Below are 19,841 nucleotides of genomic sequence, written 5' to 3'. Positions count from 1 at the left end.
CACCCGGGTCCGGCTAAACGAGGTCCTCGGCGGCGATGGCCTCGGTCTGGATCACCCGGTCCCGCACCCGCCGGGCCGCGTCGCCGTCCGTCATCAGGCCGCGCAGGTCGGCCAGCGCGGGCTCGGGCACGTCCAGCGGCACGGCCGGGTCCACCACCGCCTCCAGCACGCTGGGCCGGTCCGCGGCGAGCACCTCGTCCCAGGCCGGTCCGATCAGGTCCGGCCGGTCCACCCGGACGCCGTGCAGCCCGAGCAGCCGGGCCCATCCGGCGTACGGCACGTCGGGTCGCCGGTCGCCCGGCGTACGCCCGCCGCCCACGCCGGACTGGTCGCGGTTGTTCAGCACCAGCACGACCAGCCGGGGGTCCGGCCACTCCGTCCAGTGGTGCGCCACGGTGATCAGCTCGGCCAGGCCGTTGAGCTGCATCGCGCCGTCGCCGAGCAGCGCCAGCACCGGCTGGTCCGGCCAGGCCAGCTTGGCGGCCACCGCGTACGGCAGCGCGCATCCCATCGAGCCGAGCGTGCCGCAGAGCCGGGCCTGCACCCCCGGCGGCAGTTCCAGCTGGCGGGCGTACCAGTAGATGACCGAGCCGACGTCGACGGCGACCGCCGCGCGCTGCGGCAGCCGGGCGGACAGTTCCCGGAGCACGAGCTGCGGGTTGAGCGGCTCGGCCGGGGCGGCGGCGCGGTCGGCGGCGACCGTCCGCCAGCGGTCCACCGCGCTCTCCACCACGCCGCGCCACTGCGCGTGGCGCCGTTCCGGCACCCGGGCCAGCAGCGCCCGCAGCGTCTCGGCGGCGTCGCCGACCAGGGGCACGTCGACCGGGTAGCGGGCGCCGATCCGCCGGCCGTCGATGTCGATCTGGATGGTGCGCACCTAGCCGGGCAGCGGGAACCAGTCGGTCCACGGATCGTTCGTGCCGACCAGCAGCAGCGTGTCGCAGCCGCCCATGAGCTGGGCGGCGGCGGTGGTGCCGACCTCGCCGAGCACGCCGGTGTGGAACGGCAGCCGCTCGTCCAGCACCGGCTTGCCGAGCAGCGACGTGGCCACGCCCGCGCCGAGCCGGTCGGCGAGCGCGACGACCTCCCCGGCCGCGCCGTGCGCCCCCTGGCCGACCAGCACGGCCACCCGCTGCCCGGCGCTGAGCAGCGAGGCGGCGGCGTCCAGGTCGGCGTCGTGCGGCAGCACCCGGGCCAGCGGCTCGCCGGGCGTCTCGGTGATGACGCCGGCATTCGGTGGCAGCCGGTCGGGCACGGGCGTCACCTGCAACGCCCGGGGCAGCACCACGCAGGTCGGGCTGCGGGTCGCCGCCGCGGTCCGGAACGCCTGGTCCAGCAGCGCCGGCACCTGGTCGGGCGTGCGGCCGTACCGGACGAACTGGTTGCACACGTCGCCGAAGAGGCGGCTCAGCCCGATCTCCTCGTGCGCCCCGCCGAGCGGGCCGCTGACGTCCTCCCCGATGATCGCCACCACCGGCTTGCTGTCCAGCTTCGCGTCGTAGAGGCCGTTGAGCAGGTGCACCGCGCTGGGCCCCTGGGTGGCCAGGCACACCCCGATCCCGCCGGTGAACTTGGCGTGCCCGGTGGCCATGAACGCGGCGGTCTCCTCGTGCCGGGCCGGCACGAACGCCGGATCGCCGCCGGCGTCGTCGAGCGCGGCCAGCAGCGGGTCGAGCGCCGCGCCGGGATAGCCGAAGACGCGCGGCACCCGCCAGGCCCGTAGCCGCTCGACCACCAGGTCGGCGACGGTACGGTCAGCCATCGTCCCGCCCCGGGGTGCCGGCGTCGACGTACCGCAGCACCGCGCCGACCCCGTCGGTCAGTTCCGGCGCCTCCTCCGGCGCGAGCACGGTCACCTCCGCGTCGGTGCCGATCAGCGCGCGCAGCAGCGCGGCGTCGGCGCGTACCTTCTGCGGGTCGGCCACCGACATGTCGGCCAGCTGCGCCGGGTCGGTGGCGATCTCGGTCGGCTCGGGGCCGACCCACAGCTCGCCGTCGGCGGACGCGTCGTCGACGATCAGCATGGTGTCGACCTGGTTGCGTTGCAGCGCGGCGACCACCGCGTCGAGCCCGGCGCCGACGTCCTCCTGCACGCCGAACCGGTCCAGCGCGGCGGCGATCCGCCGGTCGGCGACCTCGGCGACGGTCTGCACGGTGAGGTCGTCCATCAGGGTGTCCTCGGCGCCACCGGCCCGGGAGCCGGCGTCGGTGCGGACCAGCACGTCCTGCCAGCGTTCCGGGAGCTGGGCGGCGATCATGCCGGTGGCCCGGATGTCGCCGGCCACCACGACCACGTCGGCGCCGACGCGGTCGGCCAGCTCGGCGGTGGCCGCGGCGGCGTCGCCGGCGTTGTGGTGCCACGCCTCCATGGCGGCCCGCTGGTAGCGGGACTGCGACCAGCCGCCGGGCTGCACCCGGCGCACCTGGCGGCTCTGCCGGCCCGTCACCTGGGCCCGCCGGGGCACCCCGCCGGCGCTGACCGCCATCGCGTCGGCGCCGGTGCGGTCGGCCAGCACCCGCACCCAGGCGACCTGCTCGCCGCGCTGGGCGACAAGCGGCATGGTGTGCGGCAACGCGGCCCAGGTGGCCAGGTCGCGCAGCGGCGGCGCGGAGAGGTACTCGGTGAGCACCACCCGGCCCCGGCTGGCGAAGACCGCGATGCCGTAGTCGCCGGGCATCGGCTGGTGCCGGCGGACCACCTCCTCCACCGCCTCGACGGTGACCTGATCGGCGCCCTGGGCCAGCAGGTCCCCCTTCAGGGCCCGCCAGCGCAGGTCGACCTGTGGGCGCGAGTCGTGGGTGTCCCGGGAGGCGTCCAGGTACACCGAACACCAGGGCCCGGGACGGTCGTAGAGCGGGCGCAGGAAGGACAGCTGCATGCTCGACCCCTTTCCAGCTCGGCCGCACGCATACCCGCGCCCCGGCCGATGTCACCTTCCGGTCCGTCGGGCGTGACCGTTCGTTCATTCACGTCGTTCAACCTGAAGGGCCGATACCATCTGTGCACGGAACGGAACTCTCGGTGGTGAACATGGACACGGAACTACACACCCGACGCGTCGTCCGGCCGACGGAGCGCATCGTCACCGGGCGGCTGGTCCGGCTGATGGAGGGGTACGCCCGCGAGGTGCGCGTGGGCCAGCCGGTGCTGGTCACGGTGCTGACCGCGGCGGGGGTGGTGGGGCTGCTGCTACGGGTGGTCCGCGCGTTGCTCAGCAGCGGCGGTGGCGGCGCGAAGCGCAGCTTCAAGGACCTGAAGAAGGGGCCCGAGTTCCTGGTCACCCCGGTCCGGGTACGCGACGCCGCGGACCGGCTGGTCGAGGTCGAACTGCACGGCCACCTGCCGCAGAGCGCGCTGCACCCCGGTGACCACGTGCAGCTCACGCTGCGCCCGCAGCGCGACGCGGACCTGCCGCCCCGGATCGAGCGGATCGTCAACCTGACCACCGGTCAGCTGCTCACCCCGCGTACCGCGACGCTCTGGTCGCACCTGGGCCCGGCGCTGCTGCTCCAGGCCACCCTCGGCCTGGTCCTGGTGCTAGGCGTCGCCGCCTGCTCCGCCCTGACGTGAAAGGACGGGCCCCCTTTTAACGTCTGCGGTAGAGGCGGGGCCCCCTCTTAACCACCGACATTCGCGAGCGGACGCTCGGCGGGAGCGGGGGCGTCGAGCAGCCCGCGGCGGCGCGCCCAGCGCTCGAACAGCACGGTGGCGAACGGCGGCACCGCGCTGGCCAGCGCCAGCCCGGTCCACACCAGCGACCAGCGTCGCCGTCGGGCCACCACGAGGACCAGCAGCCCGTACGCGACGAAGAGCGCGCCGTGGATCGGGCCGAACACCTGCACGCCGAGTTCGTTGCGCGGCGGCCCGTACTTGACCGCCATGCCGGCCAGCAGCGCCGCCCAGGAGCACGCCTCGGCGATCGCCGCCCACACGAACGCCCGGATCCACCCGTCGCGCATCACTCAACTCCTTCTCCGTCGCGGCGGCCATGGTAGCCGGCCCACCTGGCGGCGAACTGTTAAGCGGGGCCCCCGCCTATGCAGAAGGCGTTAAAAGGGGGCCCGGCCTTCACTCCGCAGGATGAGTGGGGGTGGTTCGGGGTACAGAAAAGGTTCCTTAGACCTTTTCCTGACCCGTGGCTCCGTGCGAGGTTGGGAAGACCAACGGTGACAAGGTGGTGACCATGGGCGAAGACGTCGGCGCACGCACCTTCAGCCGGGAGGATCGGGCCCGCTACCGGGAGAAGGTCCGGCGCTGTCTGGACGTCTTCGCCGAGATGCTGCGCGAGTCCCGGTTCGACGTGGAGCGGCCGATGACCGGCCTGGAGATCGAGCTGAACCTGGTCGACGAGCGCTTCGACCCGGCGATGCGCAACGCCGACGTGCTGGCGGCGATCGCCGACGAGGCGTTCCAGACCGAGCTGGGCCAGTTCAACGTGGAGATCAACGTGGCGCCGCGCCGGCTCACCGGCACCGGCACCGCCCAGTTCGAGGAGCACGTGCGGGCCAGCCTCAACGCCGCCGAGGAGAAGGCCCGGACGGTCGGCGCGCACATGGTGATGATCGGTGTCCTGCCGACGCTGCGCCCGGAGCACCTGACCGCCGACTCGCTCTCCGCCAATCCCCGGTACGCGTTGCTCAACGAGCAGATCTTCGCCGCCCGCGGTGAGGACCTGCCGATCGCGATCAGCGGGGTGGAGCGGCTGGCCACCACCGCCGACACCATCACGCCGGAGGCGGCCTGCACCAGCACCCAGTTCCACCTCCAGGTCAGCCCGGCGCAGTTCGCCGACTACTGGAACGCCGCCCAGGCGATCGCCGGCATCCAGGTGGCGCTCGGCGCGAACTCCCCGCTGTTCTTCGGCCGGGAGCTGTGGCGGGAGACCCGCATCCCGCTGTTCCAGCAGGCCACCGACACCCGGGCGGAAGAGATAAAAGCCCAGGGGGTACGCCCGCGGGTGTGGTTCGGGGAACGCTGGATCACCTCGGTGTTCGACCTGTTCGAGGAGAACGTGCGCTACTTCCCGGCGCTGCTGCCGGTGTGCGACCCGGAGGACCCGGCGGCGACGCTGGCCAGCGGCGGCGTGCCGAAACTCGCCGAGTTGCGCCTGCACAACGGCACCATCTACCGCTGGAACCGGCCGGTCTACGACGTGTCGCGCGGGCGTCCGCACCTGCGGGTGGAGAACCGGGTGCTGCCGGCCGGCCCGACCGTGCTGGACACGGTGGCCAACGGCGCCTTCTACTTCGGACTGGTCCGGGCGCTGGCCGAGTCGGACCGTCCGCTCTGGTCGCAGATGTCGTTCAGCGCCGCCGAGGAGAACTTCAACGCCTGCGCCCGGCACGGCATCGACGCCCAGGTGTTCTGGCCGGGCCTGGGCTACCTGCCGGTGACCGAGCTGGTGCTGCGCAGGCTGCTGCCGATCGCCCATCACGGCCTGGACCGGTGGGGCCTCGACCCGGCCGAGCGGGACCGGCTGCTCGGCATCGTCGAGCAGCGCTGCCTGACCGGCCGCAACGGCGCGACCTGGCAGGTGGAGACGCTGCACCGGCTGGAGTCCGCCGACCACCTGGACCGGCCGGCCGCGCTGCGCGAGGTGGTCCGCCACTACGTCGACCTGATGCACAGCAACCGCCCGGTGCACGAGTGGCCGATCCCCTGACCGGTCCGGGGCCGTCCCTCGGTGACCGGGGACGGCCCGCGGGCGGCCTACGCGGTCGCGCAGATCGCGTACGACGTCAGGTTCCAGTTGCCGGCGAACGCGTCCTCCTCGTAGGCGCCGGACGTGACCGCGGTGGGTGGGGCGATGCTGCTGCCGTTGGGGCGGAAGTCGTCGACCACGCCCTCCCCGGTGACGCCGTTGAGTTCGTAGCCGGCGCCGGTGAGCACCTTGCCCGCCGGGCAGACCGCGACGGCGCTGCGGAAGTCGTTGGAGTTGGTCGCGGTGGTGACCGCGGCCCGGACCAGGCCGGGCACCGGGTTGGCGCAGATCGCGTACCCGGTGAGGCTCCAGTTGCCGGCGAACGCGTCGGCCTCGTACGCCTCCACGGTGAGCGCGGTGGGCGCGGCGGCGACGCCACCGTTGGGCCGGAAGTCGTCCACCACCGCCTCGCCTGTCGCGCCGTTGAGTTCGTAGCCGGTGCCGGTGAGCACCTTGCCCAGCGGGCAGGACACGATGGCGCTGCGGAAGTCGTTGGAGTTGCTCGCGCTGGTCACCGTGGCCCGGACCAGACCGGGCACCGGGTTGGCGCAGATCGCGTACCCGGTGAGGCTCCAGTTGCCGGCGAACGCGTCGGCCTCGTACGCCCCGACCGTGACCGAGGTGGGTGCGGTGGCCGGTCCACCGTTGGGTCGCAGGTCGTCCACGATCACCTCACCGGCGGCGCCGTTGACCTCGTAGCCGGTGCCGGTGAGCACCTTGCCGGCCGGGCAGGTCGCGGTGACCGTCTTGAAGTCGGTCGAGTTGGTGGCGCTGACCGCGGAGATCCGCACCAGGCCGGGGACGGCGGCGGAGGCCGGGGTGGCGGGGGCGACCACCACGACCGCGGCGGCGCCACTGAGGGCGAGGACGACCGTGGCGTGGCGCCAGCGTCTGACGTGCTCTGACATGGGCTGCTCCTGTTCCCTACCGGCCAGGCGCATGGTGGGCGACGGGCCGGGTGTACCGGAATGACGCCATCACGTTAGGTAACAAGGCGAACAGGGCATATCCAAGATCTGACTACGTTGGGTAGTCGACACTCGCCGCAGGTACCGGGGCTCGGGCACCGGTCACGGCGCGGGGAACGACCGGTCGCCGAAGAGGACACCTCGGGCCGCCGCTCGTCCGAGCGGCGTACGCAGGAGCGTGAACGCCGCCGACGCGACGGCCGGGGTACGCACCTGGGCCAGCCCGTGCCGCAGCGTCAACCTGCCCCGGAACCGGCTCCGCAGGCTCGCGCCGTCGTAGCGGCTCACGACGTCGCGGCGGCCCGTGCGCAGCGCCTCGTCGAGCACGACCGCCGCGTACGCCGACAACCGCAGGCACGGATCGAGGCCGCCGGCGGTGAGCGGGCTGACCGCGCCCGCCGCGTCACCCACCAGCAGTCCGTCCGGACAGCCGATGCGGCGCAGCACCCCACCGACCGGGATCGGCCCGCCCCGCCGTTCCACCTCGTCGGGCCGGCCACCGGCGGGCAACCCGGGAGCCGAGGCGGCGAACCGCCGCAGCGCGTGCCGCAGGCCACCGGGGAAGCGGTCGGCGTAGCCGGCGACGCCGACGTGGGCGTGCCGGCCGTCGTTGACCACCCAGGCCAGGTAGCCGGGCGCGAGCGTCGGGTCGAGCACGCAGTGGAACGTGGGCGGCCCGTCGCCCGGGGCGACGGAGAAGACCTCCTCGGCGCCGACCAGAAGGTGCCGGTTGCGGTCCAGGCGCAGATCCCGGGCCACTCGGGAACGGGCGCCGTCGGCGCCGACGACGAATCGGGCCCGGACCTCGACCGGGCCACCCGGAGCGGTCAGCACGTAGGCGTCCCCCCGGCGACCGGCGTAACGGGTGCCGAGCGCGATCCGCACCCCGGCGTCGCCGGCGGCGCGAGCGGCGTCCGTGTAGAGGCCCGCCATGTCGCCCACCCGGTATTCGTCGCGCGCGCTGACCAGGGTCACCGGACGACGCAGGCCGGGCGGGTAGAGCACCACCCGCCGGATGGGCGGCCCCAGGCGCCCGGCGGGCAGCGGAAAGTCGTCGAGCGTGCGCCGGACGAAGATCCCGGTCGTCCGGATCGCGCGGCTCAGGGCGGGCCGACGGTCGACCAGCAGCACGTCGTGCCCGCGCGCGGCGAGCAACGTGGCGGCGTGCAGCCCGGCCAACCCGGCGCCGACGACAAGGACGTCCGCGCTCACTCGATCATCCATGGATCGAGTTTCGCTAGCTAGCTATCGAATGTCAATCGATGGCGTGGTCGACGTCGAGGTCGGCCTCAGCCGGAGACGGCGGCGAAGACCAGCGCGCCGAGCACGGCCAGCGGCAACGCCACCGTCGCGGCGAGCAACCGGGTCCGGGCGGCGCGGGCGACGAGCAGGACCACGAGCGCGGCGAGCACGAGGTCGATGGCCACGTTCCACCAGGCGCCGGGGTAGTAGCCGGTGCGGGCCCGGTCGGCGAAGCGCAGCGCCTCCTCGACGAACACGGCCGCCGGCAGCGCGGTCGCCACCACCCGCCGCCACCCGGACGACCGGGCCCAGACACCGGCGACGCCGAACACCACGCCCGCGAGCACCCCGGACGCCATCCAGAGCAACGAGGTGGGCGCGGTGATCACGGCCAGGTCGTCACCCTGGAGCAGCGCCGCCGCCAGGTAGTAGCTGGGCACGGCGACGACCAGCAGGACCACGCCCGCCACGGCCGCCCGCAGCTCGCCCACCCGGACCCACCAGCCGAGCGCGAACGCGGCGACCGCCCAGGTGGCGGTGGAGTTGCCGAGTTCGGCGAACGGGTACGGCACCCTCGTGATCCAGACGAAGTCGAGGAAGCCGAGCAGGAAACCGGCGAGGGGGGCGACGAGCGCCAGGATGCGACGGGTGGGCGGCATGCCGGCGAGCATACTCGGTATGCAGTCAGCGTATCGCGGCCAGGGCCGCCGCAGCGGCACCGGCCACCAGCGCGTCGTCCGGCGACGCGTTCCGGTCGGCCCGGGTGGTGAGCACCGCCAGCACGATCGGCGCGGCGTCCGGCGACCACACCACGGCGATGTCGTTTCGGGTGCCGTACCCGCCGGTGCCGCTCTTGACCGCGACCCGCCAGCCGGCCGGCGCACCGGCCCGGACCAGGCCCGCGCCGGTGGTGCTGCTCCCCATCCAGTCGAGCAGCACCGCCCGGTCCGGCGGCGGCAGCACGTCGCCCAGCGCGTACGCCCGCAGGGAACCGGCCCACGCGCGGGGGGTGCTGGTGTCGCGGACGTCGCCCGGCGCGGTCTCGTTGAGGTCCGGCTCCGTGCGGGCGGGGTCGGTGACCCGATCGCCGACGCCCCGCAACGCGCGCTCGAACCCGGCCGGGCCGCCGAGTTCGGCGAACATCAGGTTGCCGGCGGTGTTGTCGCTCTGCCGCACCGCCGCCTCGGCGACCGCCCGCAGCGTCATCCCGGACCCGACGTGCCGCTCGGTGACCGGCGAGTACGACACCAGGTCCGCCCGCCGGTAACGCACCACCCGGTCCAGGTCGGCGTCGGACGTGGCGGCCAGCAACGCGCCGGCCGCGAGCGCCGCCGCTGCCCGCCGAACGTGCTTCATGGTGCTCCTCTCCACGCCGGCACACCGGCGGCGTGGACGTCCTCAGGCGGGGGCGACCGTCCTCAGGCGGGGGCGCACCGCTGACGCAGCGTGGGCACGCCGGGCCCGGTCAGGTCATCGCAGTATGCCGCCCGGCCGGCCATCGCCATGGTCAGTGCCAGCGTGGTGCCGCTGACCAGTGGGCCGGCGCCGGCGGCGAACGGTCCGTCGGTGGCCGCCACCCGCAGCCCTCGGATGGCGCTGCGTCCGCTCACGGTGAAGTCCCGGCCGGCGAAGAAACGGGCGACCGGCGTCACGGCCTCGACCGGCGGCGTACGGCCGAGCCCGAGCGGTCGCCGGATGTCCTGGGCGTGCACGACCACCTCACCGAGCCACGCCTCGGTCGGGCCGAACGTGGACGTGGTGCTGCGGATGATCCGACGGAACCGGTCGAGCGTCTCCGCCGGGTCAGCGCCCCGGTGCTCGGCCAGGCGACGGTCGTTGTGCTTGTCGAAGTCGAAGCGCGCGCCCAGCACGCTGGCCACCCAGCGGGCCCGGCCGACGCTCGCCGCCGCGGTCAGGTGCGCGACCACCTGCTCCACCGTCCACCGGCCGCACAGCGAACGGTGCGCCCACCGCGCCGCGTCGAGCCCGGCCAGGTCGTCGGCGAGGGCGGCCCGCTCGGCGTGCGCGAGCGCCCACAACTCGTCCCGGCTCAGCGTGTCGGACATGAAAACCCCCAGTTGTCGGCCCCGTCCCCCCACTCAGACCGCCCCCGTCCGGCGAACTCATCGCTCCGCCGCCTCGCCGCCGCCTCGCCCCTCTCGTCGATCTTGGAGTTGTGGTGCCAGGAAAAGCGTCGCATGTCGGCTTTGCGAACCACCACAACTCCAAGATCGGCGCGACCGGCTCCGCGAGGATCACCCATCCGGACATACGCCCGCGCGGCGTCCACCAGGTAGGCGGCCCGGAACTCGGTCGGCAGACGTCGCCACGCCTCCCGCCGGTGCACCCGCTCGTGCCGGCACACCGCTTCCCCAGCGTCACCCACCTGACCATCGCTCTCCGGTTGGCCAAGGTCACCGATGACCGGCTGCTAGGTGCCACCGTTCGGGCCATCAGGTTCGTAGGCAGGATGTCGACTCCCCTGCCCGCCCGACTCCCGGTCGGGCAGTGCGTTGACGTGCTGCCGGACCTCAGCGGGCGGCCGGCGCAGCTAGACCGGCAAACGGCATGCCTCGCCGCCGCGAGGACCGGGGCGAGACGTCAGAGCGCGACGATCGCCGCGCTCTCCGCCGGCAGCTCGATGCCGCCGCGCATCACCGTGGCGCCCTCGGAGGAGGCGAGCAGCACCCGGCGTACCGCCCCGGGCAGGTTCACCCGCTGCGGTCGCTCCGCCAGGTTTGCCACCACCAGCGTGTCGCCGCGTCGCACCACCAGGAACTGGTCGCCGTGGCGCACCTCGACCCGGTGCAGCCGTGGGTCGGACAGGTCCGGGCAGGACTTGCGCAGCGCGATCAGCCGCCGGTGGAACTCGTACATCTCGCGGTGGTCGGGCTTGTCCAGCTCGGCCCAGTCCAGCCGGGACCGCAGGAACGTCTGCGGATCCTGCGGGTCGGGCACGTCGTCGGTGGCCCATCCGTGGTCGGCGAACTCGCGTCGGCGGCCGGCGGCGACCGCGACCGCCAGCTCCGGCTCGGGGTGGCTGGTGAAGAACTGCCACGGCGTGGTCGCGGCCCACTCCTCCCCCATGAAGAGCATCGGGGTGAACGGCGCGGTCATCAGCAGCGTGGCGCCGACCCGCAGCATCCCGGTCGAGAGCGTGGCGGAGATCCGGTCGCCGGTGGCCCGGTTGCCGATCTGGTCGTGGTTCTGCAGGTAGGCGACGAACCGGTGGCCGGGCGTGCGCTGCCGGTCGACCGGGCGGCCGTGGCTGCGGTTGCGGAAGCTGGACCAGGTGCCGGCGTGGAAGAACGCGCCGGTCAGCACGTCGGTAAGGCACTCCAGCGAGCCGAAGTCGCCGTAGTAGCCCTGCCGCTCGCCGGTGAGCAGCGTGTGCAGCGCGTGGTGGGCGTCGTCGTTCCACTGAGCGTGCAGGCCGTAGCCGCCGGACTCGCGCGGCGTGATCAGCGTCGGGTCGTTCAGGTCGGACTCGGCGATCAGCGACAGCGGCCGGCCCAGCGCGGTCGACAGCGACTCGACCTCGACCGCCACCTCCTCCAGCCAGTGGGTGGCCCGGCCGTCCGGCATCGCGTGCACGGCGTCCAGTCGCAGCCCGTCGACGTGGTAGTCGCGCAGCCACATCAGCACGCTGTCGACGATGTAGCGGCGCACGCCGTCGGAGTGCGGGCCGTCCAGGTTGACCGTGCGGCCCCAGGTGTTGCTCTGCTCGGTGAGGTACGGCGCGAAGCGCGGCGCGTAGGCCCCGGAGGGCCCGAAATGGTTGTAGACGACGTCGAGGATCACCCCCAGCCCTCGGGCGTGGGCGGCGTCCACGAACCGCTTCAGGCCGTCCGGCCCGCCGTAGCGCTCGTGCGGGGCATACCAGCAGACGCCGTCGTAACCCCAGTTGTGCTCGCCGTTGAACGCGTTCACCGGCAGCAGCTCGACCAGGTCGACGCCGAGCTCCACCAGGTGGTCGAGCCGGGCGATGGCGCCGTCGAACGTGCCCTCCGGGGTGAACGTGCCGATGTGCAGCTCGTACAGCACGCTGCCGGGCAACTGCCGGCCGGTCCACGCGGTGTCGGTCCAGGGGAACGCCGTGTGGTCGTACACCCGGCTGGGGCCGTGCACGCCGGCCGGCTGCCAGGCCGACCTCGGGTCCGGCAGCGCCTGCTCGTCGTCGTCGAGCAGGAACGCGTAGTCGGCGCCCGGCCCGGCGTCGGGCGCCTCGACCCGCCACCAGCCGTCCGGCCCGGGACGCATGTCGTGGTCGGCCACGCCGGGCAGACGCAACCGCACCCGGGCGGCCTCGGGCGCCCACACCGTGAACTCGGTCATGCGGCGGCCTCCGCTGGGTCGGTGGGTGCGAGGAGGGCGACGGGACAGGTGCTCAACAGATCTTCCAGGAGCACCTCCTCACCACTGTAGACCCGGCCGGTGAACACGTCGGTCACCTGATGAACGGGAAGTGACAACGTCGTGCCCCGCCAACCGCCGTCGCGGACCAGCCGCACCGGCAGCCGGGTGGCCACCGCGATCGCGCCGCCCCGGTCGAACGCCACCGCGTGCGCGGCGGCCGGGCCGCGCGCCGGCACCGGCCGGTAGCCGGTGAACAGCTCCGGCCGGTCGCGGCGCAGCCGCAGCGTGCGGGAGACCACGAGCAGCTTGGCCGCGCCGTCCGCGGCCACCGTCGGCTGCCAGCCGGCGTCGAGCCGGGCCAGCAGCTCCCGGCGTACGGCGAAGTCGACCGGGCGGCGGTTGTCCGGGTCGACCAGGGAGTTCTCCCACAGCTCGGTGCCCTGGTAGGTGTCCGGCACGCCGGGCATGGCGAGCTGCACCAGCTTCTGCCCGAGCGCGTTGGACCAGCCGGCCGGCGTGATCTCGTCGACGAACGCGGTGATCTGGGCGTGCAGCTCCGGGTCGTCGTACATCCGGTCGACCAGGGCGTGCATCTCGTGCTCGAAGGCCGGGTCGGGGTCGGCCCAGCTCGTGCTGACCGACGCCTCCCGGGCGGCCTTCTCGGCGTACCCGTGCAGCCGGTCCCGGTCGAGCGGCCAGGCCCCGACGGCGGTCTGCCAGAGCAGGTGGGCCAGCGCCGGGTCGGCCAGCGGCGCCCGGGACATCCAGTCGGTGACCCGGTCGGCCCACCGGCCGGGCAGCTCGCTCAGCACCGCGAGCCGGGCGCGGACGTCCTCGCCGCGCTTGGTGTCGTGGGTGGAGAGCCCGGTCATGCTCGCCGGCCAGCGCACCTGGCGGGCGGCGGCGAACCGGTGCAGCTCGGCCGGCGGCACGCCGAAGTGGGCCGGGCTGCCGCCCACCTCGTTGAGCGCGACGAACCGGCTCCACCGGTAGTAGGCGGTGTCCTCCACGCCCTTGGCCATCACCGCGCCGGTCAACTGCGGGAACCGGGCGGCCAGCTCGTGACCGGGGTCCCGGAGCCGGGCAGTGACCTGGTCCAGCACGGCGGTCAGGTCGGGCCGGCGGCGGCCGGCCTCGCTGCGGGCGGCGGCCAGGTGCCGGGCCCCCTCCGGCGGATAGCCGCGGTAGACCGGGAAGCAGGCGGCCAGCTCGGCCAGCGCGTCCCGGACCTGCTCGCGGGGCAGCTCGGGCACGAGTGCGGCGAGGCGGGTCAGCTCGGCGGCGAGCAGCCGGGTGGCGGCCTCCAGCTTGGTGCCGTGGGTCAGGTCCTCCCAGGAGGTGTGCCGGCCGGTGAGCCGCCCGTCGAGCGCGGTGAAGTCCGGCTCGGCGGCCGGGTCGACGAAGAGGCCGGACACGGCGGCCAGCGCGTCGTAGCCGGTGGTGCCGTCGACCGGCCAGTCCGGCAGGTCCTCGCCGTACTCCAGGATCTTCTCCACCACCAGCCAGCGGTCCGGCGCGGCGGCGCGCAACCGGGCCAGGTAGCCGGCCGGGTCGCGCAGCCCGTCCGGGTGGTCCACCCGGATGCCGTCGACGTCCCCGGCGTCGGACCAGCGCAGGATCTCCGCGTGGGTGGCGTCGAAGACCGCCGGGTCCTCCACCCGCAGGCCGGCCAGGTCGGAGACGGCGAAGAACCGGCGGTACGTCAGCTCGGTGTCGCCGCGCCGCCAGTCCACCAGCTCGTAGTGCTGCCGGTCGTGCACCTCGCGGGGCGTGCCGTCGCCGGTGCCGTCCGCGAGCGGGAAGCGGTGCTCGTGGTAGCGCAGCTCCCCGTCGACCAGCTTCAGGTCGTCCAGCGCGTCGGGGGCGTCGGCGAGCACCGGCAGCAGCAGCCGGCCGCGGTCCCAGTCGATGTCGAACCAGTCCGCGTACGCCGAGTCCCGCCCGGCCCGCAGCACGTCCCACCAGGCCGGGTTGGCCGCCGGCCGGGCCACCCCGGCGTGGTTCGGCACGATGTCCACGACCAGGCCCAGCCCGGCCGCGCGCAGCGCCCGGACCAGGCGTTGCCGACCGGCCTCGCCGCCCAGCTCCGGGTTGACCGACCGGTGGTCGACCACGTCGTAGCCGTGCTGCGAGCCGGGGGTGGCGGTGAGCAGCGGCGCGGTGTAGAGGTGGGTGACGCCGAGCGCGGCCAGATAGTCGACCAGCTCGGCGGTGGCGTCCAGGTCGAAGCCGGGCCGCACCTGGACGCGGTAGGTCGAACGGGGGGTGTCGGGCATGGTCAGGGCGTCCTCTCCAGGACCAGCAGCGAGCGGTCCGGCACGCACACCGTGCCACCCGCCTCGACCACTGTCGTCTTCTCCGGATCCGGTTCCGCGGTGCTGATCACCAGCTCCCACCGGGGCCCGAACTCCTCCCCGGGCAGCGTGAAGTCCAACGCCGCGTCGTGCGCGTTGAACAGCAGCAGGAAGGAGCTGTCCCGGTGGCGCTGGCCGTACTGGCCGCGCTCCGGGATGCCGTCGCCGTTGACGAACAGGGCCACCGAGCGGCCGAAGTCGTTGCCCCAGTCCTCGCCGGTCATCTCCCGGCCGTCCGGGGTGTACCAGGCCAGGTCGGGCAGGCCGGAGCCGGCGGCCCGACCGCCGACCGGCAGCCCGGTGAAGAACCGCCGACGGCGGAACACCTGGTGGCGGTTGCGGAAGTCGGTGAGCCGCCGCACGAACGTGAGCAGCTCGTCGTCGGCCCGCTCCCAGTCCACCCAGGCCAGCTCGCTGTCCTGGCAGTAGGCGTTGTTGTTGCCGTGCTGGGTGCGGCCCAGCTCGTCGCCGTGGCCGAGCATCGGCACGCCCTGGGACAGGATCAGCGTGGCCAGGAAGTTGCGCCGCTGCCGCTCCCGCAGCGCGCGTACGCCCGGGTCGTCGGTGTCGCCCTCGACGCCGCAGTTCCAGGAGCGGTTGTGGCTCTCCCCGTCCCGGTTCTCCTCGCCGTTGGCCTCGTTGTGCTTGTCGTTGTACGACACCAGGTCGGTGAGCGTGAACCCGTCGTGGCAGGTGACGAAGTTGATGCTGTGGAACGGGCGGCGGCCGTCGTCCTGGTAGAGGTCGGCGGAGCCGGAGATACGGGACGCGAACTCGGCGAGCGTGGCCGGCTCGCCGCGCCAGAAGTCGCGGACCGTGTCGCGGTACTTTCCGTTCCACTCGGTCCACTGCGGCGGGAAGTTGCCCACCTGGTAGCCGCCCGGGCCGATGTCCCACGGCTCGGCGATCAGCTTGACCCGGCCGACCACCGGGTCCTGCTGCACCACCTCGAAGAACGTGGAGAGGCGGTCCACCTCGTAGAACTCGCGGGCCAGCGTGGCGGCCAGGTCGAACCGGAAGCCGTCGACGTGCATCTCGGTGACCCAGTAGCGCAGCGAATCCATGATCAGTTGCAGCGAGTGCGGGCTGCGCACGTTCAGGCTGTTGCCGGTGCCGGTGTAGTCGACGAAGTAACGCCGGTCCTCCTCGGACAGCCGGTAGTAGCTCGGCGTGTCGATGCCCTTGAAGCTCAGCGACGGCCCGAGATGGTTGCCCTCGGCGGTGTGGTTGTAGACCACGTCGAGGATGACCTCGATGCCGGCGGCGTGCAGCGCCTTGACCATGCCGCGGAACTCCTGCACCTGCTGGCCGAGCCGGCCCAGCGCGGAGTAGCCGTGGTGCGGGGCGAAGAAGCCGATGGTGTTGTAACCCCAGTAGTTGCGCAGCCCCAGGTCGGACAGGCGGTGGTCGTGCACGAACTCGTGCACCGGCATCAGCTCGACCGCGGTCACCCCGAGCCGCTGGAAGTGCTCGATCATCACCGGTGAGGCGATCGCCGCGTACGTGCCGCGCAGCTCCTCCGGGATGTCCGGGTGGCGCATGGTCAGCCCGCGCACGTGCGCCTCGTAGATGACCGAGTGGTGGTACGGGGTGCGCGGCGGCTTGTCGTTGCCCCAGTCGAAGTACGGGTTCACCACCACCGACTTCGGCATGAACGGCGCCGAGTCGGTGGTGTTCATCCGGTCCGGGTCGCCGCCCACCTCGTAGTCGTAGACCGCCGGGTCCCAGGAGACCTCGCCGTCGACCGCCTTCGCGTACGGGTCGAGCAGCAGCTTGTGCGGGTTGCACCGCACCCCGTTGGCCGGGTCCCACCGGCCGTGCACCCGGAAGCCGTACCGCTGGCCGGGCTCGACGCCGGGAATGTAGGCGTGCCAGACGTACGCGTCGACCTCGCGCAGCTCGACCCGGCGCTCGGTGCCGATGTCCCACTCGTCGAACAGACAGAGCTCGACCCGCTCCGCCACCTCGGAGAAGATCGCGAAGTTGGTGCCCATCCCGTCATAGGTGGCGCCGAGGGGGTAGCTCTCGCCCGGCCAGACCTGCATGTCGCTCCTTCGGCCCATGATCGTCAGCGCGCCGGACGGGCGGCCGGCGCGCACGCCGTTGATGCCCCGCCGTGCCCGCCGCCAATCCACCCGTTCGGACGGTAACCGAAAGGTTCTGGTGTCGTCCGTCACGATCGACCGTTTCGAGGTGCGGGTTCGCGCCGAATGGACTTTCCTGGACCGCGGACGCGCGTCCGCGCGTGTCCACCCGGCCGCTCGGCCATTCCCCACCACCGCCCCACCGCCGCCACCGATGCCGGCGTGTCCCACCCTGCATGGACGGAGAACGACACGTGACCACTCTGCGGGTCGGCGCGCCTACCGCCACCGCGACGGACCGGCTCCACCGGCCCACCCTCACCTCCCGCCCGACCGTGCCGCCGCAGTCCGGCGCCGCGTCCCGGAAGCGGCGCATCCTGATGCTGTCGTGGGAGTACCCACCGGTGCTCGTCGGCGGCCTCGGCCGCCACGTGCACGCGCTCTCCGTCGCCCTGGCCGCCGCCGGGCACGAGGTCACCGTGGTCACCCGGCACGCCGAGGGCGCGCCACTGGAGGAGTACGCCGACGGCGTGCGCGTCGTCCGCGCCGCCGAGGACCCGGTCACGTTCCCGCTCGCCACCGGGTCGCTGCTGGCCTGGACCATGGCGTTCAACCACACGCTCACCCGGGCCGCGCTGCGCGCCGCCGAGTCCGGCGCGTACGACGTGATCCACGCCCACGACTGGCTGGTCGCGCACACCGCCATGACGCTGCGTGAGCACCTGGACGTGCCGCTGGTGACCACCATCCACGCCACCGAGGCGGGCCGGCACCAGGGCTGGCTGCCCGCGGAGATGAACCGCACCATCCACGGCGTCGAGCACTGGCTGGCCAGCGAGTCCGGCCGGGTGATCGTCTGCTCCGGCTACATGCGCGACGAGGTCGGCGCGCTGTTCGGCGTGGACGCGGCCCGGGTCGACGTGGTGCCCAACGGCGTCGAGCCGCACCGCTGGCGGGTGCCCGCCTCGGCGGTCGCCGCCGCCCGGACCCGCTTCGCCGCCGACGGGCCGCTTGTCACGTTCGCCGGTCGGCTGGTCTACGAGAAGGGCGTGCAGCACCTGCTGGCCGGGCTGCCCCGGCTGCGGGACCGGCACCCCGGGCTGCGCGCGGTGATCGTCGGCGACGGGCCGTACAAGGCGGAGCTGGAGTCCGAGGTGCACCGGCTCGGGCTGGGCGACACGGTCAGCATGCCCGGGTTCCTCGGCGGCACCGACCTGCCCGCGGTGATGGCCGCCTCGGACTGCTTCGCGGTGCCCAGCATCTACGAGCCGTTCGGCATGGTCGCGCTGGAGGGCGCCGCCGCGGGCGCGCCGCTGGCGGTGTCGCGTACCGGTGGGCTGGCCGAGATCGTCGAGCCGGGCGTCACCGGGATGACGTTCGCCCCGCAGGATCCGGACGGGCTGGCCGAGGCGGTGCACGCGCTGCTCTCCGACACCGACCGGGCCCGCGCGCTGGCCCGCCGGGCCCGCGCCATGGTGCACGAGCGGTACGGCTGGGCCGCGATCGCGTCCCGCACGGCCGCCGCGTACGCCGCCGCGATCGCCGGCGACCCGGCGTTCACCGCCGCCCGTACCGAGCAGCGGATGGCCGCCGGCCGCACCCTCCCCCCTCTCCCCGCCGGCAACCTCCTGACGGCCGCCGGCCTGCGGTGAAAGGAGGGGCCCCCGGTTAACGCCTGCGGTATAGATGGGGCCCCTTCTCACCACCCCGCGCCCCGGAGCACGGAAAAGGCCGCCGACCCGATCGGGTCGGCGGCCTTCGCGTCGGCCGTCGTGTGAGAAGGGGCCCCATCTATGCCTGAGGCGTTAACAGGGGGCCCCTCCTTACGCGTCAGCGGTTGGCGGCGGGGACGTAGTCGCGCTCCGGGGCGCCGGTGTAGATCTGTCGCGGGCGACCGATCTTGGTCTCCGGGTCGTTGATCATCTCGCGCCACTGGGCGATCCAGCCGGGCAGCCGGCCGAGCGCGAACAGCACCGTGAACATCTTCGTCGGGAAGCCCATGGCCTTGTAGATCAGGCCGGTGTAGAAGTCCACGTTCGGGTAGAGCCGCCGGGAGACGAAGAAGTCGTCGGCGAGCGCGATCTCCTCCAGCTGCATCGCGAGGTCCAGCAGCGGGTCCGGCTTGGCCATCCGGCCGAGCACGTCCTGGGCGGCCTTCTTCACGATCGCGGCCCGCGGGTCGTAGTTCTTGTAGACCCGGTGGCCGAAGCCCATCAGCTTCACGCCGTCCTGCTTGTCCTTCACCTTCTGCACGAAGGTGCGGACGTCGCCGCCGTCGGCCTGGATCTTCTGGAGCATCTCCAGCACGGCCTGGTTGGCGCCGCCGTGCAGCGGGCCGAACAGCGCGTTCACGCCGGCCGAGACGGAGGCGAACAGGTTGGCGTTGCTGGAGCCGACCAGCCGTACGGTCGAGGTGGAGCAGTTCTGCTCGTGGTCGGCGTGCAGGACGAACAGCATGTCCAGCACGCGGGCGACGATCGGGTCGACCTCGTACTGCTCGGCCGGCACGCCGAACGTCATCCGGAGGAAGTTCTCGACGTAGCCGAGCGAGTTGTCCGGGTACAGCAGCGGCTGGCCGATCGACTTCTTGTAGGCGTACGAGGCGATGGTGGGGACCTTCGCCATCAGCCGCACCATGGACATCTCGACGTGCTCGGAGTCGAACGGGTCCAGGCTGTCCTGGTAGAAGGTGGAGATGGCGCTGACGGCCGAGGAGAGCACCGCCATCGGGTGCGCGTCGCGGGGGAAACCGTCGAAGAAACGACGCATCTCCTCGTGCAGCAGCGAGTGCCGCCGGATCCGCTCGCTGAACTCGGTGAGCTCCGTCTGGGACGGCAGCTCGCCGTAGATCAGCAGGTAGGAGACCTCCAGGAAGGAGGACTTCTCGGCCAGCTGGTCGATCGGGTAGCCGCGGTACCGCAGGATGCCCGCGTCACCGTCGATGTAGGTGATCGCGGACGAACAGGACGCGGTGTTGACGAAACCGGGGTCGTACGTGGTCATCCCGGTTTCCTTGAGCAGCTTGCTCACCCCGATCCCGGCGGGGCCCTCGACCGCGGACTGCACCGGCATCGACAGCTGCCCACCGGGGTGGTCGAGCTTGACTTCCGTCATCTGTTCCTCGCTTCGCCGGCA

The 19,841-nt window shown here is 73.2% G+C and carries 16 protein-coding genes; 3 read left to right on the top strand and 13 right to left on the bottom strand.

Annotation, left to right across the window (positions count from 1 at the left end; translation table 11 throughout):
* Positions 1–13 precede the first annotated feature (13 nt).
* Genes OG767_RS15135 through OG767_RS15125 form a run of 3 tightly spaced genes read right to left on the bottom strand, consistent with a single transcriptional unit; the run spans position 14 to position 2,879 of the window.
* Positions 14–877, bottom strand: a complete 864-nt coding sequence (locus tag OG767_RS15135) for a thiamine pyrophosphate-dependent enzyme (RefSeq protein ID WP_405093988.1) — start codon at positions 875–877, stop codon at positions 14–16.
* Positions 878–1,762, bottom strand: a complete 885-nt coding sequence (locus OG767_RS15130; RefSeq protein ID WP_405093987.1) for a thiamine pyrophosphate-binding protein — start codon at positions 1,760–1,762, stop codon at positions 878–880.
* A complete protein-coding gene (locus OG767_RS15125; RefSeq protein WP_405093986.1) occupies positions 1,755–2,879 on the bottom strand; it encodes a Vms1/Ankzf1 family peptidyl-tRNA hydrolase in 1,125 nt (374 codons plus the stop codon). Before OG767_RS15125 ends, OG767_RS15130 begins: the two co-directional genes overlap by 8 nt.
* A gap of 143 nt (positions 2,880–3,022) precedes the next feature.
* On the opposite strand from OG767_RS15125, the gene OG767_RS15120 reads away from it, so the two are divergent.
* Positions 3,023–3,571: a hypothetical protein gene (locus OG767_RS15120; protein ID WP_396774382.1), complete on the top strand. Its 549-nt coding sequence runs from the start codon at positions 3,023–3,025 to the stop codon at positions 3,569–3,571.
* A 47-nt stretch (positions 3,572–3,618) separates the two neighbouring features.
* On the opposite strand, the gene OG767_RS15115 is transcribed toward OG767_RS15120, so the two are convergent.
* Positions 3,619–3,960: a DUF3817 domain-containing protein gene (locus tag OG767_RS15115; RefSeq protein ID WP_405093985.1), complete on the bottom strand. Its 342-nt coding sequence runs from the start codon at positions 3,958–3,960 to the stop codon at positions 3,619–3,621.
* A 224-nt stretch (positions 3,961–4,184) separates the two neighbouring features.
* Between OG767_RS15115 and OG767_RS15110 the strand changes: the two genes are divergently transcribed.
* Positions 4,185–5,663 (top strand): glutamate--cysteine ligase, encoded by a 1,479-nt coding sequence (locus OG767_RS15110; protein WP_405093984.1) that lies wholly within the window; start codon positions 4,185–4,187, stop codon positions 5,661–5,663.
* A 47-nt stretch (positions 5,664–5,710) separates the two neighbouring features.
* Here the strand turns inward: OG767_RS15110 and OG767_RS15105 are convergent, their stop codons facing one another.
* From OG767_RS15105 to glgX, 8 genes are all read right to left on the bottom strand, one after another.
* The gene (locus OG767_RS15105; protein WP_405093983.1) at positions 5,711–6,610 is read right to left on the bottom strand and encodes a hypothetical protein; all 900 of its coding nucleotides are present in this window, start codon (positions 6,608–6,610) and stop codon (positions 5,711–5,713) included.
* A gap of 162 nt (positions 6,611–6,772) precedes the next feature.
* Positions 6,773–7,882, bottom strand: a complete 1,110-nt coding sequence (locus OG767_RS15100; protein WP_405093982.1) for an FAD-dependent oxidoreductase — start codon at positions 7,880–7,882, stop codon at positions 6,773–6,775.
* 77 nt (positions 7,883–7,959) lie between these two features.
* On the bottom strand, positions 7,960–8,571 hold the full coding sequence (locus OG767_RS15095) for a DUF6518 family protein (RefSeq protein ID WP_405093981.1): 612 nt from the start codon (positions 8,569–8,571) through the stop codon (positions 7,960–7,962).
* Between the two features lie 25 nt (positions 8,572–8,596).
* On the bottom strand, positions 8,597–9,268 hold the full coding sequence (bla, locus tag OG767_RS15090) for a class A beta-lactamase (protein ID WP_405093980.1): 672 nt from the start codon (positions 9,266–9,268) through the stop codon (positions 8,597–8,599).
* A 62-nt stretch (positions 9,269–9,330) separates the two neighbouring features.
* Positions 9,331–9,978, bottom strand: a complete 648-nt coding sequence (locus OG767_RS15085) for a maleylpyruvate isomerase family mycothiol-dependent enzyme (protein ID WP_405093979.1) — start codon at positions 9,976–9,978, stop codon at positions 9,331–9,333.
* A gap of 535 nt (positions 9,979–10,513) precedes the next feature.
* A complete protein-coding gene (treZ, locus tag OG767_RS15080; RefSeq protein WP_405093978.1) occupies positions 10,514–12,247 on the bottom strand; it encodes a malto-oligosyltrehalose trehalohydrolase in 1,734 nt (577 codons plus the stop codon).
* Positions 12,244–14,544 (bottom strand): malto-oligosyltrehalose synthase, encoded by a 2,301-nt coding sequence (treY, locus tag OG767_RS15075; RefSeq protein ID WP_405093977.1) that lies wholly within the window; start codon positions 14,542–14,544, stop codon positions 12,244–12,246. The genes treZ and treY overlap by 4 nt, the downstream gene beginning before the upstream one ends.
* A 2-nt stretch (positions 14,545–14,546) precedes the next feature.
* Entirely contained in the window at positions 14,547–16,667 is a 2,121-nt protein-coding gene (gene glgX / locus OG767_RS15070) for a glycogen debranching protein GlgX (RefSeq protein ID WP_405094222.1), read from the bottom strand.
* Between the two features lie 293 nt (positions 16,668–16,960).
* Between glgX and OG767_RS15065 the strand changes: the two genes are divergently transcribed.
* Positions 16,961–18,358 carry a glycosyltransferase family 4 protein gene (locus OG767_RS15065; protein ID WP_405093976.1) on the top strand — a complete coding sequence of 466 codons (1,398 nt, stop codon included), beginning with the start codon at positions 16,961–16,963 and terminating at the stop codon, positions 18,356–18,358.
* 178 nt (positions 18,359–18,536) lie between these two features.
* Here OG767_RS15065 and OG767_RS15060 read toward each other — a convergent pair whose 3' ends face one another.
* Entirely contained in the window at positions 18,537–19,820 is a 1,284-nt protein-coding gene (locus OG767_RS15060; RefSeq protein WP_405093975.1) for a citrate synthase, read from the bottom strand.
* Positions 19,821–19,841: the final 21 nt, after the last annotated feature.

Source organism: Micromonospora sp. NBC_01392 (assembly GCF_045040125.1).
In the GTDB taxonomy this organism is placed as follows: domain Bacteria; phylum Actinomycetota; class Actinomycetes; order Mycobacteriales; family Micromonosporaceae; genus Micromonospora.
This window is presented reverse-complemented; position numbering and strand designations above follow the sequence as displayed.

Coding starts and splice junctions, on each gene's coding strand:
- OG767_RS15125 (WP_405093986.1), bottom strand. CDS start 2,879: ATGCAGCTGTCCTTCCTGCGCCCGCTCTACGACCGTCCCGGGCCCTGG.
- OG767_RS15095 (WP_405093981.1), bottom strand. CDS start 8,571: ATGCCGCCCACCCGTCGCATCCTGGCGCTCGTCGCCCCCCTCGCCGGT.
- glgX (WP_405094222.1), bottom strand. CDS start 16,667: ATGCAGGTCTGGCCGGGCGAGAGCTACCCCCTCGGCGCCACCTATGAC.
- treZ (WP_405093978.1), bottom strand. CDS start 12,247: ATGACCGAGTTCACGGTGTGGGCGCCCGAGGCCGCCCGGGTGCGGTTG.
- OG767_RS15115 (WP_405093985.1), bottom strand. CDS start 3,960: ATGCGCGACGGGTGGATCCGGGCGTTCGTGTGGGCGGCGATCGCCGAG.
- OG767_RS15110 (WP_405093984.1), top strand. CDS start 4,185: ATGGGCGAAGACGTCGGCGCACGCACCTTCAGCCGGGAGGATCGGGCC.
- treY (WP_405093977.1), bottom strand. CDS start 14,544: ATGCCCGACACCCCCCGTTCGACCTACCGCGTCCAGGTGCGGCCCGGC.
- OG767_RS15105 (WP_405093983.1), bottom strand. CDS start 6,610: ATGTCAGAGCACGTCAGACGCTGGCGCCACGCCACGGTCGTCCTCGCC.
- OG767_RS15085 (WP_405093979.1), bottom strand. CDS start 9,978: ATGTCCGACACGCTGAGCCGGGACGAGTTGTGGGCGCTCGCGCACGCC.
- OG767_RS15060 (WP_405093975.1), bottom strand. CDS start 19,820: ATGACGGAAGTCAAGCTCGACCACCCCGGTGGGCAGCTGTCGATGCCG.
- OG767_RS15130 (WP_405093987.1), bottom strand. CDS start 1,762: ATGGCTGACCGTACCGTCGCCGACCTGGTGGTCGAGCGGCTACGGGCC.
- bla (WP_405093980.1), bottom strand. CDS start 9,268: ATGAAGCACGTTCGGCGGGCAGCGGCGGCGCTCGCGGCCGGCGCGTTG.